The sequence below is a fragment of the Larkinella harenae genome (assembly GCF_054780515.1).
This window is the reverse complement of sequence record NZ_BAAGWE010000013.1, coordinates 17,990-37,137: the sequence shown is the minus strand read 5'-3', so window position 1 is coordinate 37,137 and position 19,148 is coordinate 17,990. Positions and strand designations below refer to the sequence as shown.

Annotated in this window: 19 protein-coding genes; 10 read left to right on the top strand and 9 right to left on the bottom strand. The window is 49.9% G+C overall.

Going from position 1 to position 19,148, the window contains the following annotated elements; genetic code table 11:
* Nucleotides 1–18: 18 nt before the first annotated feature.
* On the bottom strand, nucleotides 19–1,734 hold the full coding sequence (locus ACYVH9_RS29145; protein WP_460639976.1) for a PAS domain-containing sensor histidine kinase: 1,716 nt from the start codon (nucleotides 1,732–1,734) through the stop codon (nucleotides 19–21).
* A 71-nt stretch (nucleotides 1,735–1,805) separates the two neighbouring features.
* Here ACYVH9_RS29145 and ACYVH9_RS29140 point away from each other — a divergent pair, with 71 nt between their 5' ends.
* On the top strand, nucleotides 1,806–1,979 hold the full coding sequence (locus ACYVH9_RS29140; protein ID WP_460639975.1) for a hypothetical protein: 174 nt from the start codon (nucleotides 1,806–1,808) through the stop codon (nucleotides 1,977–1,979).
* A gap of 208 nt (nucleotides 1,980–2,187) precedes the next feature.
* On the top strand, nucleotides 2,188–2,547 hold the full coding sequence (locus tag ACYVH9_RS29135; protein ID WP_460639974.1) for a hypothetical protein: 360 nt from the start codon (nucleotides 2,188–2,190) through the stop codon (nucleotides 2,545–2,547).
* Between the two features lie 286 nt (nucleotides 2,548–2,833).
* Here the strand turns inward: ACYVH9_RS29135 and ACYVH9_RS29130 are convergent, their stop codons facing one another.
* The 3 genes from ACYVH9_RS29130 to ACYVH9_RS29120 form a co-directional block, all read right to left on the bottom strand.
* Nucleotides 2,834–3,358 carry a GNAT family N-acetyltransferase gene (locus ACYVH9_RS29130; RefSeq protein ID WP_460639973.1) on the bottom strand — a complete coding sequence of 175 codons (525 nt, stop codon included), beginning with the start codon at nucleotides 3,356–3,358 and terminating at the stop codon, nucleotides 2,834–2,836.
* Nucleotides 3,359–3,366: 8 nt separating this feature from the next.
* Nucleotides 3,367–3,684, bottom strand: a complete 318-nt coding sequence (locus ACYVH9_RS29125; RefSeq protein ID WP_460639972.1) for a DMT family transporter — start codon at nucleotides 3,682–3,684, stop codon at nucleotides 3,367–3,369.
* Nucleotides 3,685–3,892: 208 nt separating this feature from the next.
* Nucleotides 3,893–4,312 carry a hypothetical protein gene (locus ACYVH9_RS29120; protein WP_460639971.1) on the bottom strand — a complete coding sequence of 140 codons (420 nt, stop codon included), beginning with the start codon at nucleotides 4,310–4,312 and terminating at the stop codon, nucleotides 3,893–3,895.
* Nucleotides 4,313–4,326: 14 nt separating this feature from the next.
* On the opposite strand from ACYVH9_RS29120, the gene ACYVH9_RS29115 reads away from it, so the two are divergent.
* The 3 genes from ACYVH9_RS29115 to ACYVH9_RS29105 all read left to right on the top strand — a co-directional run bounded on the left by ACYVH9_RS29115 (nucleotide 4,327) and on the right by ACYVH9_RS29105 (nucleotide 7,620).
* Nucleotides 4,327–4,737: a hypothetical protein gene (locus ACYVH9_RS29115; RefSeq protein WP_460639970.1), complete on the top strand. Its 411-nt coding sequence runs from the start codon at nucleotides 4,327–4,329 to the stop codon at nucleotides 4,735–4,737.
* A gap of 90 nt (nucleotides 4,738–4,827) precedes the next feature.
* Nucleotides 4,828–6,645 carry a sensor histidine kinase gene (locus ACYVH9_RS29110; protein WP_460639969.1) on the top strand — a complete coding sequence of 606 codons (1,818 nt, stop codon included), beginning with the start codon at nucleotides 4,828–4,830 and terminating at the stop codon, nucleotides 6,643–6,645.
* 246 nt (nucleotides 6,646–6,891) lie between these two features.
* Nucleotides 6,892–7,620, top strand: a complete 729-nt coding sequence (locus ACYVH9_RS29105) for a DUF72 domain-containing protein (protein ID WP_460639968.1) — start codon at nucleotides 6,892–6,894, stop codon at nucleotides 7,618–7,620.
* 393 nt (nucleotides 7,621–8,013) lie between these two features.
* Here ACYVH9_RS29105 and ACYVH9_RS29100 read toward each other — a convergent pair whose 3' ends face one another.
* Complete coding sequence (locus ACYVH9_RS29100; RefSeq protein ID WP_460639967.1) at nucleotides 8,014–8,286, bottom strand: hypothetical protein; 273 nt, start codon at nucleotides 8,284–8,286, stop codon at nucleotides 8,014–8,016.
* Between the two features lie 56 nt (nucleotides 8,287–8,342).
* Between ACYVH9_RS29100 and ACYVH9_RS29095 the strand changes: the two genes are divergently transcribed.
* Both ACYVH9_RS29095 and ACYVH9_RS29090 read left to right on the top strand, forming a co-directional pair.
* Nucleotides 8,343–9,335, top strand: a complete 993-nt coding sequence (locus ACYVH9_RS29095; RefSeq protein WP_460639966.1) for a methylenetetrahydrofolate reductase — start codon at nucleotides 8,343–8,345, stop codon at nucleotides 9,333–9,335.
* Nucleotides 9,336–9,734: 399 nt separating this feature from the next.
* A complete protein-coding gene (locus ACYVH9_RS29090; RefSeq protein WP_460639965.1) occupies nucleotides 9,735–10,256 on the top strand; it encodes a hypothetical protein in 522 nt (173 codons plus the stop codon).
* 246 nt (nucleotides 10,257–10,502) lie between these two features.
* On the opposite strand, the gene ACYVH9_RS29085 is transcribed toward ACYVH9_RS29090, so the two are convergent.
* Nucleotides 10,503–11,369, bottom strand: coding sequence for a LysR family transcriptional regulator (locus ACYVH9_RS29085; RefSeq protein WP_460639964.1), 867 nt, complete (start codon nucleotides 11,367–11,369; stop codon nucleotides 10,503–10,505).
* 127 nt (nucleotides 11,370–11,496) lie between these two features.
* Here ACYVH9_RS29085 and ACYVH9_RS29080 point away from each other — a divergent pair, with 127 nt between their 5' ends.
* On the top strand, nucleotides 11,497–11,925 hold the full coding sequence (locus ACYVH9_RS29080) for an EthD family reductase (RefSeq protein WP_460639963.1): 429 nt from the start codon (nucleotides 11,497–11,499) through the stop codon (nucleotides 11,923–11,925).
* Between the two features lie 165 nt (nucleotides 11,926–12,090).
* Here ACYVH9_RS29080 and ACYVH9_RS29075 read toward each other — a convergent pair whose 3' ends face one another.
* Nucleotides 12,091–13,032, bottom strand: coding sequence for an NAD(P)-dependent alcohol dehydrogenase (locus ACYVH9_RS29075; protein ID WP_460639962.1), 942 nt, complete (start codon nucleotides 13,030–13,032; stop codon nucleotides 12,091–12,093).
* A gap of 237 nt (nucleotides 13,033–13,269) precedes the next feature.
* Between ACYVH9_RS29075 and ACYVH9_RS29070 the strand changes: the two genes are divergently transcribed.
* Nucleotides 13,270–13,770, top strand: coding sequence for a cupin domain-containing protein (locus ACYVH9_RS29070; RefSeq protein WP_460639961.1), 501 nt, complete (start codon nucleotides 13,270–13,272; stop codon nucleotides 13,768–13,770).
* Between the two features lie 8 nt (nucleotides 13,771–13,778).
* Here the strand turns inward: ACYVH9_RS29070 and ACYVH9_RS29065 are convergent, their stop codons facing one another.
* Nucleotides 13,779–14,759 (bottom strand): helix-turn-helix transcriptional regulator, encoded by a 981-nt coding sequence (locus ACYVH9_RS29065; RefSeq protein ID WP_460639960.1) that lies wholly within the window; start codon nucleotides 14,757–14,759, stop codon nucleotides 13,779–13,781.
* Nucleotides 14,760–15,110: 351 nt separating this feature from the next.
* Complete coding sequence (locus ACYVH9_RS29060; RefSeq protein WP_460639959.1) at nucleotides 15,111–16,304, bottom strand: fatty acid desaturase family protein; 1,194 nt, start codon at nucleotides 16,302–16,304, stop codon at nucleotides 15,111–15,113.
* A gap of 1,060 nt (nucleotides 16,305–17,364) precedes the next feature.
* On the opposite strand from ACYVH9_RS29060, the gene ACYVH9_RS29055 reads away from it, so the two are divergent.
* On the top strand, nucleotides 17,365–19,098 hold the full coding sequence (locus ACYVH9_RS29055; RefSeq protein WP_460639958.1) for a T9SS type B sorting domain-containing protein: 1,734 nt from the start codon (nucleotides 17,365–17,367) through the stop codon (nucleotides 19,096–19,098).
* Nucleotides 19,099–19,148 lie beyond the last annotated feature (50 nt).

Below are 19,148 nucleotides of genomic sequence, written 5' to 3'. Positions count from 1 at the left end.
CGGTTTTGAAGCAGGGCTTTAAGCGGGCAAATAGACTGTGAAGGTGGCGCCCTGCCCCGGTTTACTGCGGGCTGTGATTGCCCCCCCGTGATTGGCCACTACTTTCTCACAAATGGATAAGCCAATACCTGAACCGGCAAATTCATTCCGTCCGTGCAGGCGTTGAAATACCTGAAAAATACGGTCGGCATACTTTTCGTCGAAACCAATGCCATTATCCACCACCTCAATGCAATGATAGGTGTGGGCCGTGCGGCTGGGCTTCACTGAGTCGGGTAAGGAGGTGAAAGGTAGAGTCGTCGACTGGATAAGAAGGTGGGGCGTTACGGCCGGCCGGCGAAACTTCAAGGCATTCGACAATAGATTTTGAAACAACTGCCCTAATTGCAACGTATCACCCATAACTGTTGGCAAGGACTTAACGATTACCTGAGCCCCTGTTTCCTGAATGGTTAGCTCCAGAGTGCCCAAAACCTGATCGACAATCGACTCCAGCGAAATGAGTCCACTCGTGTTTTGCTGCGTGGAAATACGCGAAAAACTGAGCAGGTCTTTGATCAGGACAGACATACGGTTGGCGGCAGCCTGCATCCGCTCCAAAAGATCGGCACCCGCACCCAGCTCGGATCCATATTGGTCCTTGAGTACATCACCAAAGGACTGAATTTTGCGCAGGGGCTCTTGCAGATCATGGGAGGCTACATAGGCAAACGTTTGAAGGTTGTTGTTCGAACGCAGGAGCAAGCCATTGGCTTCTTCTAGTTTTTCATTGACAGCTGCGTACTCTTCGTTGCTGCTGCTCAAATGGTCATTCATGGTTGTCAGTTCGTCCGATAAAGCCCGGAGGTTTATTTCGTTCTCTTCCGTTTGCTGTTGAGCCAGGGCTAGCTCCGTCACATCTGAAGCGACGACGACAATGTCAATGGTTCCGTCAGGAGTGTAAATAGGGGCATAAATGAAATTAATGTAAGCAGTCTGTAAACCGCCATCCCGTTCGAACTGAGCGGGAACTTTATGGCCTTTAATGGGTTGGCCCGTTTGGCGTACTTCGGCTAATAGTTCCTCCAGGCCTAAATTGGCAATACCGGGAAAGGCCTTAAAAACCGGTTGCCCCAGCACGGATGGATGTGATTTCGGAAGTTGCCAGATTTCATACATGCCCGTATTGGCCATTTTGAGCCGGTAATCTTCCCCCTGCAGCAGTGCAATCGCGACGGGAGCCTGTTCAAATATTGTGGTTAACCAATCCGGGTCGGCCTGAGGAATTCGTTGAAATGGAGGGGATGGTGAAACGTTAAGAAGACTTTCTTCCAGCGGATCAACCTGTTGACTGGTAAGATCCTGCGCTATGCCTGCGAAGCGGTCCAGCTTCCCGGTGGCAGAAAAGTAGGCCTTCCCCTGAAAACGCACCGTTCGCAGTTGGCCATCATGGGCACCGATGGTTCGGTAGGTCTGATCGTAATGGCCATCTGAGGTGGCATTTACCGCCCGCTGAACGGCTTGATCAACCCGGTCTACATCGTCGGGATGAATGTATTGAATCGCTTGATCATACGACAGGAAGGTATCATTCTCAATTCCAAAAAGCTGCCGACAGCGGTCATCCCAAATCACACGGTGGGTCTCCGGGTCTAGTTCCCAAAGGCCCAGGCCTGAGGCCTGAAGCGCAAAATCAACGTCGAGCCGTTGGTTAAGGGTATTTGAAAAAATAGGGGGGCGTTGATCACCAGTCATAATTATATCCTTCACCTATCAAAAACAGCCGGTCGCGCACTTTGTTTCAGCGTATAAAAGTACCAAACGAAATGAAACGATCAACCAACCAGCCTGAGCCTGAACAAGGCTACGACAGCGCAAAACGAAACCCGGTGCGCGTTTTTGATTTTTTGCCCTTTGCGCCCAGCATTTTCTCAAATGGTTTTTCTGTGCCGCTCGTGCACCACTTTCCTGGCTTGGCCCGTTGGGAAATCTTAGCCTAAAAAATGGCTTTCCTGCCTGTTCATACCCTGGCCTTGCCAACCGTTCGAACAACCTACCCTCCGGGCGGGTTGTAAGCAATATTTCTCTTGATCTGCTTGCCCGCCCACGCCGGGATGGGTGGCGGGTGGGAGCCGTACCGAGCGAGCAACACCGGCAGGCCATTTAGAAAAGAAAGTAGAAGAGAGCGTTTGAACCACATCCACAGCCATGAACCCACTCAGTGCCCAACAACGCGTCGATCAGCTGTTAGCGCAGTCTGATCTGAAAGGCGCCGATAACCAGTTTATTCTTTTTACGGCCGAAGAAGACCGCCCTAGCTCCAGTGTGGTAGCGGCCAAGATTGTGGCCAATGGTCAGGTGATCAGTCGGTTCGATGTGGCAGCAGTGGGTCCGCTGACGCTAGAGTATGCTCGGGAACGGGCCTTCAAACTGCTACTGGACAACCTAACCCGTCTGGGTGGCCTGCTGGCCCTGTGCCGGTTCCACGATAGTCTAGCGACCGATCCTGATCTGAGCCGGCGTCGGGGGTATCCTCTTCATGCCTATTCGGCGCGGTTAGCGGCTTAGGATCAATGAGTTAAGCATTAGCCTGGGTGCTTTACACCATAGCCGCTTTCTCGCCAGGTCCAAAATGCTTTTCTCCATCCTTGAATTAAGGACGAGTTACCCTACCATTCCGGGCCGAAAGAATCCATGCCTGAGCCGCCGATGCTCGACGTGTTGATTCGAATCAATCAAGACCCACCGTTACCGGCAGCACGTAGCCATCCCCCGGAAGGCGGTGCTTCCCCAACAGAATGCTCAAAAGGATTTCTAGGCTAACTAATGGGCGAGATGCGACACCGGAATGCCCCTAAACCAGTTCCTTCTTCATCAATACGTCGGTTTGGGCGTCATCGCCGAATTGGAAGATGTGTTTGTCGAAGGGGATAAATCCATTCTTCTCGTAGAAACGAATTGCCTTTGGGTTCTTTTCCCAGACGCCGAGCCAGATGTATGTTTTGTGCTGCTGGCGGGCAACAGCCAGAGCCTGCTCATAAAGTAGTTGCCCTACTTTTTTACCGTGGTAGGCTTTCTTGACATAAATGCGCTCAATCTCAAGGGCATCCTCGCCCTGCGGCTCCGTCTGAGCCCGTCCTGTGTTAACTTTTAGATAACCGATGGGCGTTTGACCTTCCCAGGCAATGAAGAGTTGCGAATCGGGCTGGTTAAGCGCTGCCGAGACTTTCGCATCACTGAAGTTTTTCTCCAGGTATATTTGCATGTTCGCTTCGGTATTCGCTTCGGCAAACGTCTCAACGAACGTTTCTCGCCCGATCTGCTGCACCGTGGACGGATCACGCCGGTCTGCCTTTCGAATCGTTATTGGGTAGATCATGGGTCCTTTTATTTTGAGGAAAATTTCATCAGCAAAAGCCCCGCTATGATGAGCAAAGCTGCAATTAGACGAGCCGCATTAATCGGTTCGCTAAAAATAAATACCCCCACCAAAAAGGCTCCTACAGCACCAATGCCGGTCCAGACCGTATAAGCCGTGCCTAAAGGAAGGGTACGCATGGATAGGGCCAGCAGGGCAAAGCTGGCGATCATCGCAACAACAGTAATGAGAGAGGGAATTAACCTGGTGAAACCCGCCGATTGCTTCATGAAGGAGGCCCAAACAATTTCCAGCAGGCCCGCTACTACCAAATAGATCCAAGACATGACATTGACCGTCTATAGGTCGGGCCGTCCCGGATTGGTTCCCACTATGGGGGAGGTCGTCCTCCTGAAAGTAGGCGGCCCAAGGGGCTACCCATCAAAACAAAGGTACGGTTTTTACCCCCTCCGATCAAATGCCTTTTCTTCAAGAAGGATAGAGAAGTGTACTTTATCGTTACCGAGCGCCCGCTAATTCCATCTTTTTCAGGGTTTAAAAGACAATGCCAAATTGAAAACCCAGGGTCACAGATGCGGCATGCTCGTTGCCAAAACGAACCGGCAGCGGAATGGCCACAAAATAGCTGTTGGTGGGTCCTTTGCGGACGATTTTGTTGAGTACGGGCGTAAAGCCATACCGGCCTGATGTTTCAAAGGCCAATCGGGTGGCCAGTGTAAAGTCATGCCCCAAATTGACTAATACGCCGGGATGAAATAGCACATTAGCGACCCGGCTGGTTCCCTTTTCGGCGCGGACTGTCGGGACGACTTCCACGCTAAAACCAAGTTGTTTGGTTTTCCATAGATTCAAGCCAATGGGAAATCCCACTGCATAATAGCGGTCAAAATTGGTTTCCCGGCCCGTTTCATTCCAGGTAATCAGTGGGTGTAAGACGCCCAGGTAACCAGCCATTCGTGGATATACCGGTGCAACAGGCGTTGCTGGGGCGGGTGTTTGCGCCACAAGCCGCATCGGCGTTGATCCCGTTATCAGCGCAATCGAGAAAAGGAAAACGACCGCTTTCAGCTTTAGGTATTTTTGAGCCGATGCGGCAGGTCTTACTGTGTACAGTTGGTTCATCGAAAGTGAATTCTTTTTGCAAGAATCCGACTTTGAGCGGACCGGAAATAGAACAAATTCTACCTGTTTGTATCCGTTTTACGTTTCAGCTTTTATTTTTCAGAAATCCGGGGACCGCGGTCGAGGAAGGGTTTCCTGTGGAAGGATTCGGAAAAACCGTATCTGAAGGTAAGGCAACCTGGCAACCGGATAAAGCTCATTTCACGCGCCGAATCAGCCCTTATTTTTCGAGATCGGATGAATCGGTGTTGAGCTAGCGCTAATTCTTCCCATCTTAGGTAGGGGTAGTATAAGCCCGCTTTCTTAACTTTGTTAGGTAAGAAAGAATTATCCTCAGTAGCCCCATTATGGCTAACAATCGTACATCAGTCAGCGATTTTTCTCCTCGGGATGCCAGTACTGGTGGTGTTAAACAGTCTGAGCTACCCGCGGACGAACCCACCAGCGCGTTGGAAGCCCTGCGTCAACGGGAGCAGCGGAACGCGTTTCTGCTCCTGATGAGCGACACCTTGCGGTCTTTGGTTGATCCAGATATCATTCTCAATGAAGCGGCCAGCGTGCTGGGTCACTTTCTGGGAGCGAACCGGGTGGGTTATGCCGAGGCCCAGGCTGATACCGAGTTGGTGGCTGTAACGCGCAACTTTACCCAGGGAGTGCCGGCCATTGAAGGAATTTATCGTTACCAGGACTACGGGCCGGCCCTGTTGCGGAGTATGCAACAGGGCCAAACCGTGATTCGCCCCGACATTGCGAATGATTCCACGCTGACGGAGGCCGAAAAACGGGCGCATGCCCAACTCCAGCTCGGGGCTAGCCTTAACGTGCCGTTGGTCAAGCAAGGCCATTTAGTGGCCATCCTGTTTGTGCATTACCAGCAGGCTCATCCCTTTACCGCTGATGAAGTGGCTTTGGCTCAGGATACCGCCGAGCGTACCTGGGCCTATGTAGAACAAGCTCGTTCGGAAGCTGCCCTGCGTGAATCGCAAGGACAACTCAGCGCAATCATTAACCAGACCACCGCGGGGATTGTCCGAACAGACCCTGACGGGACCTTTACTTTTGTCAATAAGCAATATTGCCAGTTATTAGGGTACGAACCCGGCGATTTGTTGGGCCACAGGATGCATGAATTTACCCATCCTGATGACCTGGCCCGTAACCTGAAGCTATTTCACCGGCTGGTTGAACAGGGGGAACCCTTCGAAATCGAAAAGCGCTACGTTCGCAAAGACGGTTCGCTCGTTTGGGTACACAATAGCGTTTCTGCGGTACGCAACCCCGCCGGGGACGTTACGCAGCTACTGGCCGTCTCGGTGGATATTACCGACCGCAAGCAAGCCGAAATGGCCTTAGCGGCCAGTGAAGCTCGCTACCGGACCTTGGCCAGTGAATTAGAAGAACGCGTTAATGTTCGTACCCGGGAACTACTTCAGGCCAATCACGATCTGAAGCGCTCCAATGACAATTTACAGCAGTTTGCTTACGTGGCCAGCCATGACTTACAGGAGCCATTGCGCAAAATACATTCGTTTAGCGCTTTGGTCCGTCAGCATCTGGGCGACCAACTCGATCCGATCACCAGCGATTATCTGGACCGAATCCAAAAATCCAGTGCCCGCATGTCCACCCTAATTCAGGACCTGCTGAGCTACTCCCGCATTTCGATTCAGCAGCAACGATTCGAGCTGCTGTCGCTCGATGCGCTGGTGGGAAGTGTGCTGGAGACCCTTTCGCTAGAGATCGAGCAGCGTAAAGCCCGCATTCAGGTTGATTCCATCCCGGCTGTGACGGGCGATGCCCGGCAGTTGAGCCAACTGTTTCAGAACTTGCTGAGCAATGCCATCAAGTTCACCCCAGCCGGTCAAGTGCCCCAAGTGCAGGTCACCTATTGCCAAAGGCCGGGCGACGAATTACCCGTTCACCTTCGTATGACTGCTTCGGTTTATCACCAGATAAACGTGAGCGATCAGGGAATTGGCTTTGACCCCAAGTACCTGGATCGTATTTTCCAGGTCTTTCAACGACTCCATGGTAAAAATGAATTTCCGGGAACAGGCGTAGGCCTGGCCATTTGCCAACGGGTCGTTGAGGATCATGGCGGAGGCATCACGGCGCATAGTAGGCCGGGAGAAGGAGCTACCTTCAGCGTGTATTTGCCCGCCTAGCGATCGGCTTTCGTCGGTTCGGCATGGCGGACCCTGGCCCTCCCGTTTGAGTCATTCAGCATACGATCTGCGTATCGGTAGAACAACCACCTACTAGTGGTGTTTACAACAGGATGGAAACTTTCTAGGGCACTGCCGGGCCGCGCGAGCCGCGGAAAGCGGAGCGGTTTTCTACATCCAGAACGCCTGTCCGCAAACGCGAAAGAACGATGGTGAAGGCAACGGGTATGCTTTTTCGAAACCTTTATGGCAAAAACCGTACACATTGGAACCTGCGGCTTTGGTCGCCCCAAACAGAAATACGCGCAATTCCTTTCCAGTGTAGAGGTGCAACAAACCTTTTACCAGCCGCCCCGGATTGCAACCCTGGCGAGTTGGCGGGATCAGGTACCGGCTCACTTCGAATTTACAGTCAAAGCCTGGCAATTGATTACCCACGAAGCCCGAAGCCCTACCTACAAACGATTGAAACGGGAACTATCCGAGTCGGAACGCCAGCTGGTGGGTTCGTTCAAACCGACGGATTTGGTGGAGCAGGCCTGGCAGATGACCTTAGCCTGTGCGCAGGCATTGAAAGCCAAAACCATTCTTTTTCAATGTCCGGCCAGTTTTCGTCCAACCCGGGAAAATATTGCCAATCTAGTCCATTTCTTTACCCGAATCGAACGGTCGCACTTGAATCTTTGCTGGGAACCCCGTGGTAGCTGGGCACCCCAATTGGTGAAAGAGCTTTGTGACGATCTTCACTTATGGCATGTCGTCGATCCTTTCGTAATGCGTACCATGACCCCGGAAAACTGTTATTTTCGGTTACACGGCCGTCATAGCTGGCGCTACCAGTATGAAGTTCAGGAACTGACGGAATTAGCGGAGTTGATTCCTGATGAAACCCTCTCGTATGTATTTTTTAACAATGTGCATATGTGGCAGGACGCTCAGGTTTTTCAAACTATACTGCAGGGTGCAGAAACCTGACCCAACTGATCTTTCCATCGTTTGACTATGGGTAACATTGTCACCTGACTACGTTTTGGTTATTTCACTCATTTGGGGCACCTTGGATGACTCACTCAACTAATCACTGGTAATAGTGATGTTGGACTAAAAGCCAAACGAGCTCTCTAAACGGTGTATGGGTACGACATTCTGGCAGGCCCGGTCTGATGCCCGGTTGATTCCGTGGCCCCGGTAGATCGAAAGACCACTTCCTTACATTAGACGATTGCAGCACTCCATCCGATTAGTCAGCGTTCAAAGCGTATTTGGCGTATATTGCCCAGGTGAAAAAAGCAGGCAGGACCTGGCCTGCGCCGACTGGGAATACTCGGCCGTAGGTGGAGAATGGATATTCACTAAATGTTGATAGATTTACGCTGTATACTCTTTACGGTCAAGCCGCTGAACATCCTTGGGAACGTCGGGCGGCACGGTCAATAAAAACCGGCATTGGTTGGTGATAAATCGACCTTTGGGGTCTTTATCGAGCGAATCGGTACGGCGGTTGCAATACCCCCATTTATTCGTAGCTATACCGGTTCTGGTTGTTGGGCTGATGGATGGCGTTCTTTTCAGGCCTGAAGAGAAACCGTTGTGGTGGAACGAAACAAGTGAAGAGCCAGGCGATGGTCGCACCCATTGCATCTGTAATACGTTTAAAACCAACTGAGCAGGGCTTTCAGGCCCGTTCATGTACTTGTATGTTTCTGGAAAAAATTAAATCTGGAGAATCAGGCGTGCTGCTGTACGGCATCACGCCACCCAAAGCCGAGACTCCGCCTGAGCGCGTTGCCGAAATTGCCCAAAAAACCATGGAGCGTTTATCGACCCTGGATATCGACGCCCTGGTCGTGTATGATGTCCAGGATGAATCCGCCCGGACTCCGGAAGAAAGGCCATTTCCATTTATCAACGCGCTGGACCCCCTGGATTTTGCCGCTGGCTACCTGCGTCCGTTAACCATTCCGAAAATAATTTACCGGCCGGCCGGAAAGTTTTCGGCGGTAGAACTGTCCAATTGGCTGGAGGAGTTGCATCAGCAACGTTTTTATCCCGTTTTCGTCGGTGTACCGGCCCCGGATTTCCCCGTCAAAACAAGCTTGCCGGAAGCCTACCGGCTATGGCGCAAACACCAGGACACCTCCGTGATTGGGGCCGTAACCATCCCCGAAAGACATCATGTGCTGAGCGATGAAGATGGACGGATCGTGGATAAGATGACCTGTGGAGTCTCGTATTTTATTTCACAATGCGTGTTTAATCTGGACTACGCCAAGCAGGTCATTGACGACCTGGCCCGCCGTTGCCGTCAGCAGCAGATCAACCCACCGACGCTCATTTTTACGATTACAGCCTGCGGATCGACGAAAACCCTGCATTTTATGGAGTGGTTAGGAATTCACGTACCGGAGGAATTAAAAGATGAGTTGAAAAAGTCGGAGGATATTCTCCAAAAATCGGTGCAGATATGCTTTGGCATTGCTTCCGAGTTGACTAGTTACTGCGTCGAACGCGCCATTCCTTTTGGATTTAATATTGAGAGTGTGGCCATCCGAAAAGCCGAAATAGAAGCATCGATTCACCTGGCTCGGCAGATTGGTCAAATGCTGATTGAAAAAGGAGTGAGAAGGGCACCAGCAGAAAGCGATGAGGAGGTGATGAAAGCCCAATCAACGGAAAGAGTCGAACTATAAGGTGAATTTACCTCATCGTTGGATTCCTGCGTTACCGAATGCCCCGTCAGTAACAAAAATGCTACCGCTGCTACCGACTTTAAACCGCGTGACGGTTTGCGTAAAGATAGCCCTCTTGATAAAGGGCTATCTCAGCCTAGCGGGTTTTATGATGCGTTAACCAGGTGTTGAATAGGTAAGCAGTGCCGGGCTAGCCAAGCAAAGTAAACTCCTGAGCGGGGCGTCGCGGTGGTGAAAAGTAAAACGCAACACCGATTAAAACCAAACCTCAATTCAAATTCCCTCAAACCTGTTTAGGCCCCGGTAAAGCCCCCGTGATCAATAATTTAATAAGGGGGAAACCTTTTTGGCTGGTAATCGTATATAGCTAGTGACAATAGACGCAAGTAAGTAGAGTACATGAACCATCCCATCTTCCTGGCCATTACTAGCCTGGACAATCAACAGCAATCGCGCGATTTTTTGGGTCAGGTCAACGATCTGGAAATGGCTTTTGAGTTCCTCAACAAGCTGGTTCGACAGGGCAATCTACCCATCCGGGCGCTGGTCATTGAACAAGGCATTTGCACGCAACTTCCCGTAGAAGTATTTGATGGACAAAGCTGGTCGGCTAACCTTCAACAACTGCAATCGGAATGGGAGACCCTTTTGAAGCATTCCCTGCCTCGTCCCCAACTCCAGTCCGAAGCCTCGTTTGACTGGTTTATACGCTTACTGACCTTGCGACTGCAGCAAGTGGAACACTTTCGGGCGTTAATCCAGCAGATGCAGCAATTAATAAAAACCACCCAAAAAGGGTTGGCAGCAAGTCCGTCTAAAAAAAGGCTGCTTCAGCACCACCAGCGTTCGCTGGATCGCTACTGTACCTCCCTGGCTCGTGCCCAGGCGGCTTATTCGAATCTCCTTCATCCGGTAGAATAAGATCGAGGAGACATTCCGCCGATTTTAAACTTGACCCATTACCGCTCCTTAACTTCCGTATGAGCCAGTTTATGCAAGACCGTACAGGAATACCTGAGAACAATTCATTCCATACGAAACAATTAAAAACAACGGTTGATGGTGCTGCATCGTCACTTGACATTCGACCTGGTCAACGCCGGAGCTTTTGGCTACCTCTCCTTGTACTGGCGGTCAAAACAGGACAAAATACAATGCGCTGAACCATTACTTTGTAATCAGCATTTCATAGAATTTTTTCACGGCTTTCTTCTCATAGGCATCCCGGAGTGAAATAATCATAATCGTTCGTCTCATGTTTTTTCCTTCAATGGGAATAGCCACCACACCAGGGTCGTTTATACTGGTATTACTCAAGATGGTATGCCAATGGCCCGTTTTTACAATTTCAAATAAAGTCGGTATGTCATTTATTTCCATACAAATGTTCGGGTCCAGCTTTTTTTGACTGAATACTTCCTCAAAAAACTGGATTCTGCTGTGTCCACTGAAAGGTAAGGCCAATGGTAGTTTGGCTACTTCATCAAGTGATATGTGGCTTCTTTTTGCCAACGATGATTTTTTAGCCGTTACCAATACCATGTTTGAGTTTAAAAGAGGCTGGTATTTCAGGTGTGATTCTTTTGGTTTCTCATGAAACGTTAATACAAAGTCAAATTGATGCAAATTAAGTTTTTCGAGCAGGTCTTTGGTGGTGCCAAATACAACTTGGATTTTAATAGCTGGATACTGTGTTGCAAACTGAATCAATGTTTTGGCAAAAGGAATTCGCATGGAGTAAATCACACCGATGGTAATTTTTCCCGTATTTAGATTTTTCAAATCCTGCAATAGCAACAATCCTTCATTCGCTCTGTTTAAGCTCTGCAAAGCGTACTCACCGAACAAGTCACCCGCTTCAGTAAGTGTAATTCGTTTTCCGATACGGTTAAACAAAGGAATACTTAACTCCTCTTCCAATTGCTTAATTTGCTGGGATAGCGTGCTTTGGCTAATATTCAGCACCCTGGCAGCTTCCGTAAAATTTAATAGCTCTTTAGCTTTTAGAAAATACTTGAGTTGTCTTAATTCCATCTTTCCAAATCGGTTTTTTCGATTGATTTCATCGAAAAATAGCGTTTTGCAAATATAGACCCTCGTGAGATATTTGCGGAGCAAGGTTTCAACTTGACTCGTAGTTTATCACTTAATTAAATCAATTATGAAATGTAAACTGATTGCATCGCTACTCCTTTTAATCACCAGTGTTGCTGCGTTTAGTCAGGAAAAGCAATCTCGTAAAGCAACAGAGAACAACACGACTGGTGTTGGAAAAGGCCTCATTAAAGTATCCATCATGTATCCTTATGCCGATGGTAAAACGTTTAATATGGAGTACTATGAAACCAAGCATATGCCAATGGTAGCCGGGTTCTTAGGATCGAATTTGGTTAAATATACCATTGAAAAAGGGCTGGCCAGTGGAATCCCTAATCAACCGCTGCCTTTTATGGCTATTGGTACCTTTTATGTAAAAAGCTTAAGCGACTATCAGGCGGCTATCGGACCAAACCGAGATGCTATTCGGGCCGATTTCCCGAATTACACCACGATCACTCCGGTCATTTTGGTGAGTGAGGTTGTCAAGTAAAAGAGCCATCAGAACCTGCACGGACGGGCTTTTGCACCAGCTTGGGGAGAAGCAGATTCAGGGTACCCATTCACGTAAAAAAGAGGCCCAAAGACTCCTAAGGAGATGCGGTAATGGTTTCCTTGCTGATGGGTCTGAAGCCTTTGGATAGCGATCCGCCTTCCCTCAGTCCAGTACAATTACTGATTTGCCAAGCCGGGTGCTCCGACGGGCTTCGCGGTAAGCTTCCCGGACGTTCATGAAGGAGTAGGTCTTATCCAGCACAATCTTCAGGTCGTCCTGAGCGAGCTTCGACAACGTAGCAAGCCCTTCAACAGTCGGTTTTAGAATCAGGATCTTCCGTTTTTGCCCGGAAAAGAGATTGTTCAGAAAGGCGGAAATAAGCGCCAATGGGGAAGGTAGTGTACTGACAAAGACGGCTTTCTCTTTCATCAGGCTCTTTGCCTCGCTAAAAGAAAGTTGGGTGGAGAGGTCGATAACCGCGTCAAACCGTTGATTGAGTCGCTTGATCGATTGGCTGGTGTAATCGATTACGGTATCCGCCCCCCATTTTGTGGCCTCCGCCACCCCTTTTGTACTGACAACCGCCGTTACCCGGGCACCGCGTTTTTTAGCAATTTGCACGGCAAAGATGCCAATTCCGCCGGTCGCTCCGTTAATCAATACGTCCTGATTTTCGTCGACAGCGGCCAGTTGATGTATGATCAGAAGGGCCGACAGGCCGGTTACAGGCAAGGCTGCGGCCTGCTCGAATGAGATCGTGGCTGGTTTTGGGGCAATGTCGGTCTCCTTAACGACCACATAATCGGCCAGCGCTCCGCCTTTAAATACGTCTAGTAACCCAATGACCGCATCACCGGTAGTAAAGCGGGTAATGGCACTGCCGATTTGTTCGACAACCCCTGAAAAGTCAATGCCCACCGATTTAGGAAACGTAGCACCCGCCATCAATTTCATGTCTCCCCCGTACACCTTCCAATCCAGGGGGTTCATAGAAACCGCTTTTACCCGGATCAGCAGTTGATCGTTTTGAATAGGGGGTACCGCTTGCTCAACTATTTCCAGCACGCTTTCATCGCCGTATTGGGTATACATTACTTTTTTCATGACCGTGTGTTTTGATTGGTACACTGCAAAGTTGGGCCTTCTAATGAACTGTAAATAGCGCAAAAAGCCGGAAAAATAGTCGAATCCGACAGCTTCGATCCAGCCAGGTCATGACCTGGCCAGTTTGCTGAACTTACTTGAAGGATAGTTTGTCGGATCGGACTGATTTATGGTCCTATCGGCGTATTTTTTATCCCGGATCCGGCCGAGCTTTGTGGTATCCTTACATCAATCATCATGGAAAATCACAAAAAACAACCGATCACAGTGGATGCCGAAGCGGGAAAAAGCGTTTCCGTTGGGGGGAGTACCTACCGAATCCTGGTCAGCGGAAAAGAAACTGGAGGAGCTTTTGCTACCATTGATATGCTCATTCCGCCGGGCGGTGGACCTGGACCACACGCCCACGCGGATTTTGACGAAACCTTTTATGTAATCGAAGGGGAAATCGAGGTGAAATCTGAATTTGGCACTTATGTAGCGGCCAAAGGAGCCTATATTACCATTCCAAAAGGGGGCGTGGTACACGGTTTCAAGAATAAGACCGGGCAAACAGCCCAATTGCTTTGCACCGTGGTACCAGCCGGTCTGGAAGCCTTGTTTGAGGAAATCGGCCAACCCGTTGCCGCCGGCCAGTTTCTTCCTACACCGGTATTGGATGAAGCCACCCTGAAAAGATTACAGGCCATTGCCGAAAAGCACGGTCAGCACGTATTCCCACCCAATTACCTGGGGTAAACAGGGGCTTACGAATACGAATAGCGTTTTGGGTTCAGGCCATAGTGTTTTTCAAATAACCGGCTGAAGTGGCTCAGATTGGAAAAGCCCAGCCGATAACCCACCTCGCCAACGGAATGCTTTCCTTGCTTCAATAGAAAGGCCGCTTCTTCCAGTCGGACTTGTTGGTAATACGTGTAGATCGAGTTCCCAAACGTTTGTTTGAAAAGTTGTTTTAGTTTGGTTTCGCTCATCGCTGCCAGTTGCGCCAGTTCCCGGATAACCGGCGGCACGCTCAGGTCGCTGATGATCTGGTTGCGTATAAACAATAATTTTTCCGCATCGGCGCTGTTGATGGGCTGATGGGCCGCGCTTTCCCGTAACGACAGTTTGTGGAAGACCAGATAGAGCAGTTCCTGAACCTTGATCTGCATGTAAAAGTGACTCAGGGGATCAGCCATGTCCACGGCGGCCAGATTTTTGAGCAGTAACTTGGTCTGGGCTTCCATGCGTTCGAAAAAAAGAAAGGAATTTCCGCTGCCGGTGATGGTGTGAAGCACCGAATTAGGCTGGCTGACGGCCAGCAATTCCGTTAAACGGGGCGGTGTTATGGCCACCACCACATAGTGAATCGTTTGATGGGCGGGAAAACGGATGGTTGAACTGAGGTCGTTGGACGTAACCTGGATTGCCGACTCGTCGCGCTGCGAAAACAGAACCTGGGGGGCGTCATTATACGCAATTTCAAGCGCCTGCTCGTTGCTGTAGAAGAAGACCGTAATTAGGTCATTTCCTTGCCCCGATGTATGGCGTTTGATAATCAGATCTTCCTTCAGCAAATACTGGTGGAGGGTGATCTTGAAGTCCGGCCCGAAACCCAATTTGCGAATGTACCCTTGCCCCAGGTGATCAGGAATTACCAGCAGGCCATTCTGTATCGTTGCCTGAATGTGACGGGCAAAATACGTCATAAAGTCAAAATCGGGTGTCGCAGAAAAACGAAAGATCATGACAAAAGGCCCTTGTTAATTAACCTTTGGCAATATGGCGAAAACGGAGGGTTAATCCATCTACCGGTAATCTCGGGTGTTCTAACTTTATTTATCCATATGAGAAGGTTTCCTACGGGGGACCACCGTGAACCCTTCAACTGATTCGTTACCGTAGTTGACGTTCCAGACCATCAGCTGGGCACTCCGAATAGGGCTAAGTGTGGGGGTCGGATGTTAATCCGACCCCCGATTCATGGCCACTTGCGTTGCCTCGGTGGACATGTCCACCCTAGGTATTGAATTCTTTCTCGAGGAAAGGCAAATTCCGCCCAGGGATAAGCAGATTACCTACACCGCAAGTCGTTTTTGTTATTGGATGTGCTTATAGTTAGTTCGTGGGCGCGTAGGCGGTTCGGCGAAGCCACTGCGGTCCAGAGCCGGTTGATGAGCCGTTGCCTTTTCAATTTCCTCGTCCACGGCCAATTGTTTAGGGGGGTGACCTAGCGCTTTCAACAGCCGAAAATGGGAATGAAGCGCCGAAAGGAAGCTGGTGTTTTCCTGGTAAGGAAGATCAAAATCCTGCGCGGTTTGTTTGACAATTGCCGTGATGGCCGGATAATGAATGTGGCAAATTTTAGGAAACAAGTGATGTTCGATCTGGCGATTAAGGCCGCCACAAAGAAAGGCCGCCACCGCCGATCGTGGCGCAAAATTAGCCGTAGTACGCAGTTGGTGAATTGCCCAGGCCTCCTGAATTCCCTCGCCCTGGGTGGGTGCCGGAAACGACGTGCCTTCGACCACGTGGGCTAGCTGAAAAACCAGGCCCAGAATCAATCCTTCCACCCCGTGCATCAATAAGAAGCCAATGGCCAATTGCCACACCGTAATATCCAGCAACATGTAGGGTAGCACCAGAAAAAAGAAATAATAAGCGGCTTTGGTCGTAAACAGCAGGATGTATTGCCGTCGGGGATGGACGGGGTTCTCATACTGCCCGATTTTTTGTTGGAAGAATTTGAGGAAATCCTTCTGAAACACCCAGGAAAGCGAGGCCAGTGCGTAGATCGGAAAGGCGTACCAATGCTGAAAGCGCTGCCAGGGGCGCAGGGGCTCTTGGGTGTCGACCCGAATTAATCCCGCGGCAATATCAATGTCTTCATCGTGGCCCGGAATATTCGTATAGGTGTGGTGCACCACGTTATGGCTGATTTTCCAGACATAGGGGTTGGCTCCCAGTAAATAAAAGGTGTCACCCATCAAGCGGTTTACCCAGGCTTTGGAGGAAAAAGCGCCGTGCAGGGCATCGTGCGAAACGTTAAAGCCGATAAAAGCGGCAAAAGCGCCCAAGCCAACGCACATAGCCAGCATGGTCCAGTTGCTGAACTGGTTCGACAACAGCAGTCCGTACAGCAGTCCGTAGCCCCCCAAAAAGAAGACCGTTTTGAGCCACATGGCTCCATTGGCGTGGGTGGGTAAGTCATTCTCCTTGAAATAGGCGTCGACCCGCTTTCGGACTGTAGCATAAAACGGAGAACGGCTGTTATTAATGAACTTCAGTGACATCGTAAAAATAAGTTGAATGATTGACTGTAGCCGCTGGCTACAAATTAGGGTATAGCAAATGGCGAATCGGCCATAAATTTCGGTGTAAACCTTTCGACGTAACAGGTCTGGTATAACGCATGCTTGTAACGGGGCAGCCCAGCTTTTCTGCCTTTTGGGATTTGCAAAGGCGCGCTGTTGGTTCGTTAGCAAGTGGATGCTCAACAATCATCAAATCGATGGTGCTACTACACATTTTTTGCTAGAATGGGTGGTGCCCACCGCTAGCCGGATTTGTGTATTGGTTCAGCTGAAACACTGTTTTGTAGTAAGCCATGAACCAATTGAAAAGGGGAGTCGCCGGTTTAAGGAAACCAGAAATGAAAAGCAATACGGGAAGTACATTACAGGTGATACAAGCAAAGTGGATTAGTAAATAAAAGTAAAGTTAGCCGTTGGACGGTTTTTGTCAACATTATTCAAACAGGGGCCATTGTAACCTTACAAGTTGAAGCGTCTGTGAAGAGGCTATCCATTTGAATGACAGGGTTACAACAAGGCCATTGATTTTTTGTTTCATACGCTTTTTAATCATCAGGATGAATCCATGTACGGAAGGCACTACCACACGGGATCATTACTCAACAAAAACCGCTACTAGTCTCATCACGTGCTGTTTAGTTGCCTTTTATGGATTCGTTGGGTTACTAGTGGGGCAACTCCATTAAAGCCCTGAAAGCGTCTAGCTTAATGGGGTTCTGTCAGCAATAACGCATTCTGGGCGTTAAAAATATATTGAATCTGTAAGATAGTCGCAGGATTAGCGATAAAAATCGTACCGATTTCTATCGCTAATCCTGCGAATCACACGACAGACGGACCTGACTTCGATGATTGAGACGGAAATCGTGCGTCATGAACCCGCTAAACGGATGCGGTTCATCAATCGGCCGAAAAGGTGAATGAATAAAAGGGAGGGTTCCTTGGGTACCTTAAGAAATCTTAATTTTATTCTAAGCCTGTGTTTATATCCCTAAACGTATTTGGCTCGCCTAAACTGTGGTGGCTAAATGGGTTTGCTATGAAACGAATGATTTACCTGATTTTTTTATCAACGGGAATCAACACGCAGGTTATTGCGCAGCAGCTTGATTGCAACAACATCGGCTTCGAACAGGGTACCACCGATGGCTGGACGCTCACCAATGGCCAGGTAGCGAACCAGGATCAGCAAGTGGTTTTTCAGAATGAGACCGACGGAATCTTCGAAAATGGCCACCGGATCACGCGCTTAAGCGACGGCAACGACCCCAAGATAACTACCGAAGCGATCCCGATGGTGGCCCCCGGCAGCACATACTCCATCCGCATTGGCAACCTCACCCGGGGCAGTCGGTTTGATCGCATCAAAGGGTCGTTTGTCGTTACAGCGGACAATACCCTCTTTCAGTATAAGTTGGCTGTTGTGTTACAAAATGCCAATCACGAAGCCTACGAAAAACCGGGCTTTACCATCCGGATTACTGATAACGATGGCCAGGATCTGCCCTGCAGTTTTTACGATGTTCAGATGTCAGCGGGCGGCACGGTCGATGGTTTTAAAACACAGGGCGACATTCAGTACCGTAACTGGACCGTCGGGGCCATTGATCTGCGCAATTACGTGGGGAAACGCATTACAGTGGAAGTGACCGCCCACGGCTGTACGCACAATGGGCACTTCGGTTACGCGTATTTCGACGCGCAGTGCCTCAAATCGGAAACAAAACCGGGGTCGGCCTGCCCCGATGCCGAAGGATACACCGTTTTGAACGCGCCCGTCGGGTTTGAGAAATATACCTGGAATACGGGGCAAACAACCCGCTCGATTCGGGTGAAAGCGGCCGTTGGGCAGAAATATTGGGTGAAAATTACGCCGTTTTCCAGCCTGAGTGCGAGTTGCGAATTTCAGCTCGATCATCAAGTGAGCTTTGAGCCCGTTGAAACGACACTGGTAAAGACCATCTGCGCCGGTGACGGGTTGGTGGTAGGCGATACGACATACCGCAGCAGCGGTCAGTTTACCAGGACGATCACCCGTCATACTTTGTGCGACAGCACCGTCAAACTGACGCTAAACGTTAAGCCGCTGGCTCTGTTCACGCAGCAGAGGACCATTTGCGCGGGCGGCAGCCTGACCGTTGGTGACTCCACGTACCGGCAGGCGGGCACGTATGTCAACCACTTTACGGGAGCGTCGGGTTGCGACAGCCTGGTTACTACGTTTCTGACCGTCCACCAACTGGATGTCCAGACCAGCCAGGATGTAACGATCACGCAGGGAGACAGCACGCAGCTGGGAGTGGTGGCAATTCCGTCGGGGACGTATACCTACCGGTGGGATTCCACCGAGCGGTTGAGTTGCCCGACCTGCGCCCAGACTTGGGTGAATCCATCGACGACTACGCAGTACAGGGTGCAGGTTTCGGATAAAAGCGGAGTATGCCGACTCGACAAAAAAGTAACGGTGACGGTTATTCCGTGCGGTCTGTATCCGCCGACTGCTTTTTCCCCCAATGCCGATCAGATGAATGATTTCTGGGAAATTAAAGGAAACACCTGCATTCGTCAAATCCGAAAAATGACCATTTACAACCGGTGGGGAGAAGTCATCTATCATCAGGAAAACATCGCGTTGTCGGATCATACCCGTTGCTGGGATGGGCGGTATCTTGGGCAACAGGCCTTGGCCGGTGTTTATCCGTACAAGATTCAAGCTGAACTAACCAACGGCGATTTGTCGAATTACCAGGGCGTGGTCCATCTGATCCGATGAGGTGAGTCCTGTTTAGCGAGCAGTTCTGATTTCAGCGGCCTGATCCGTTT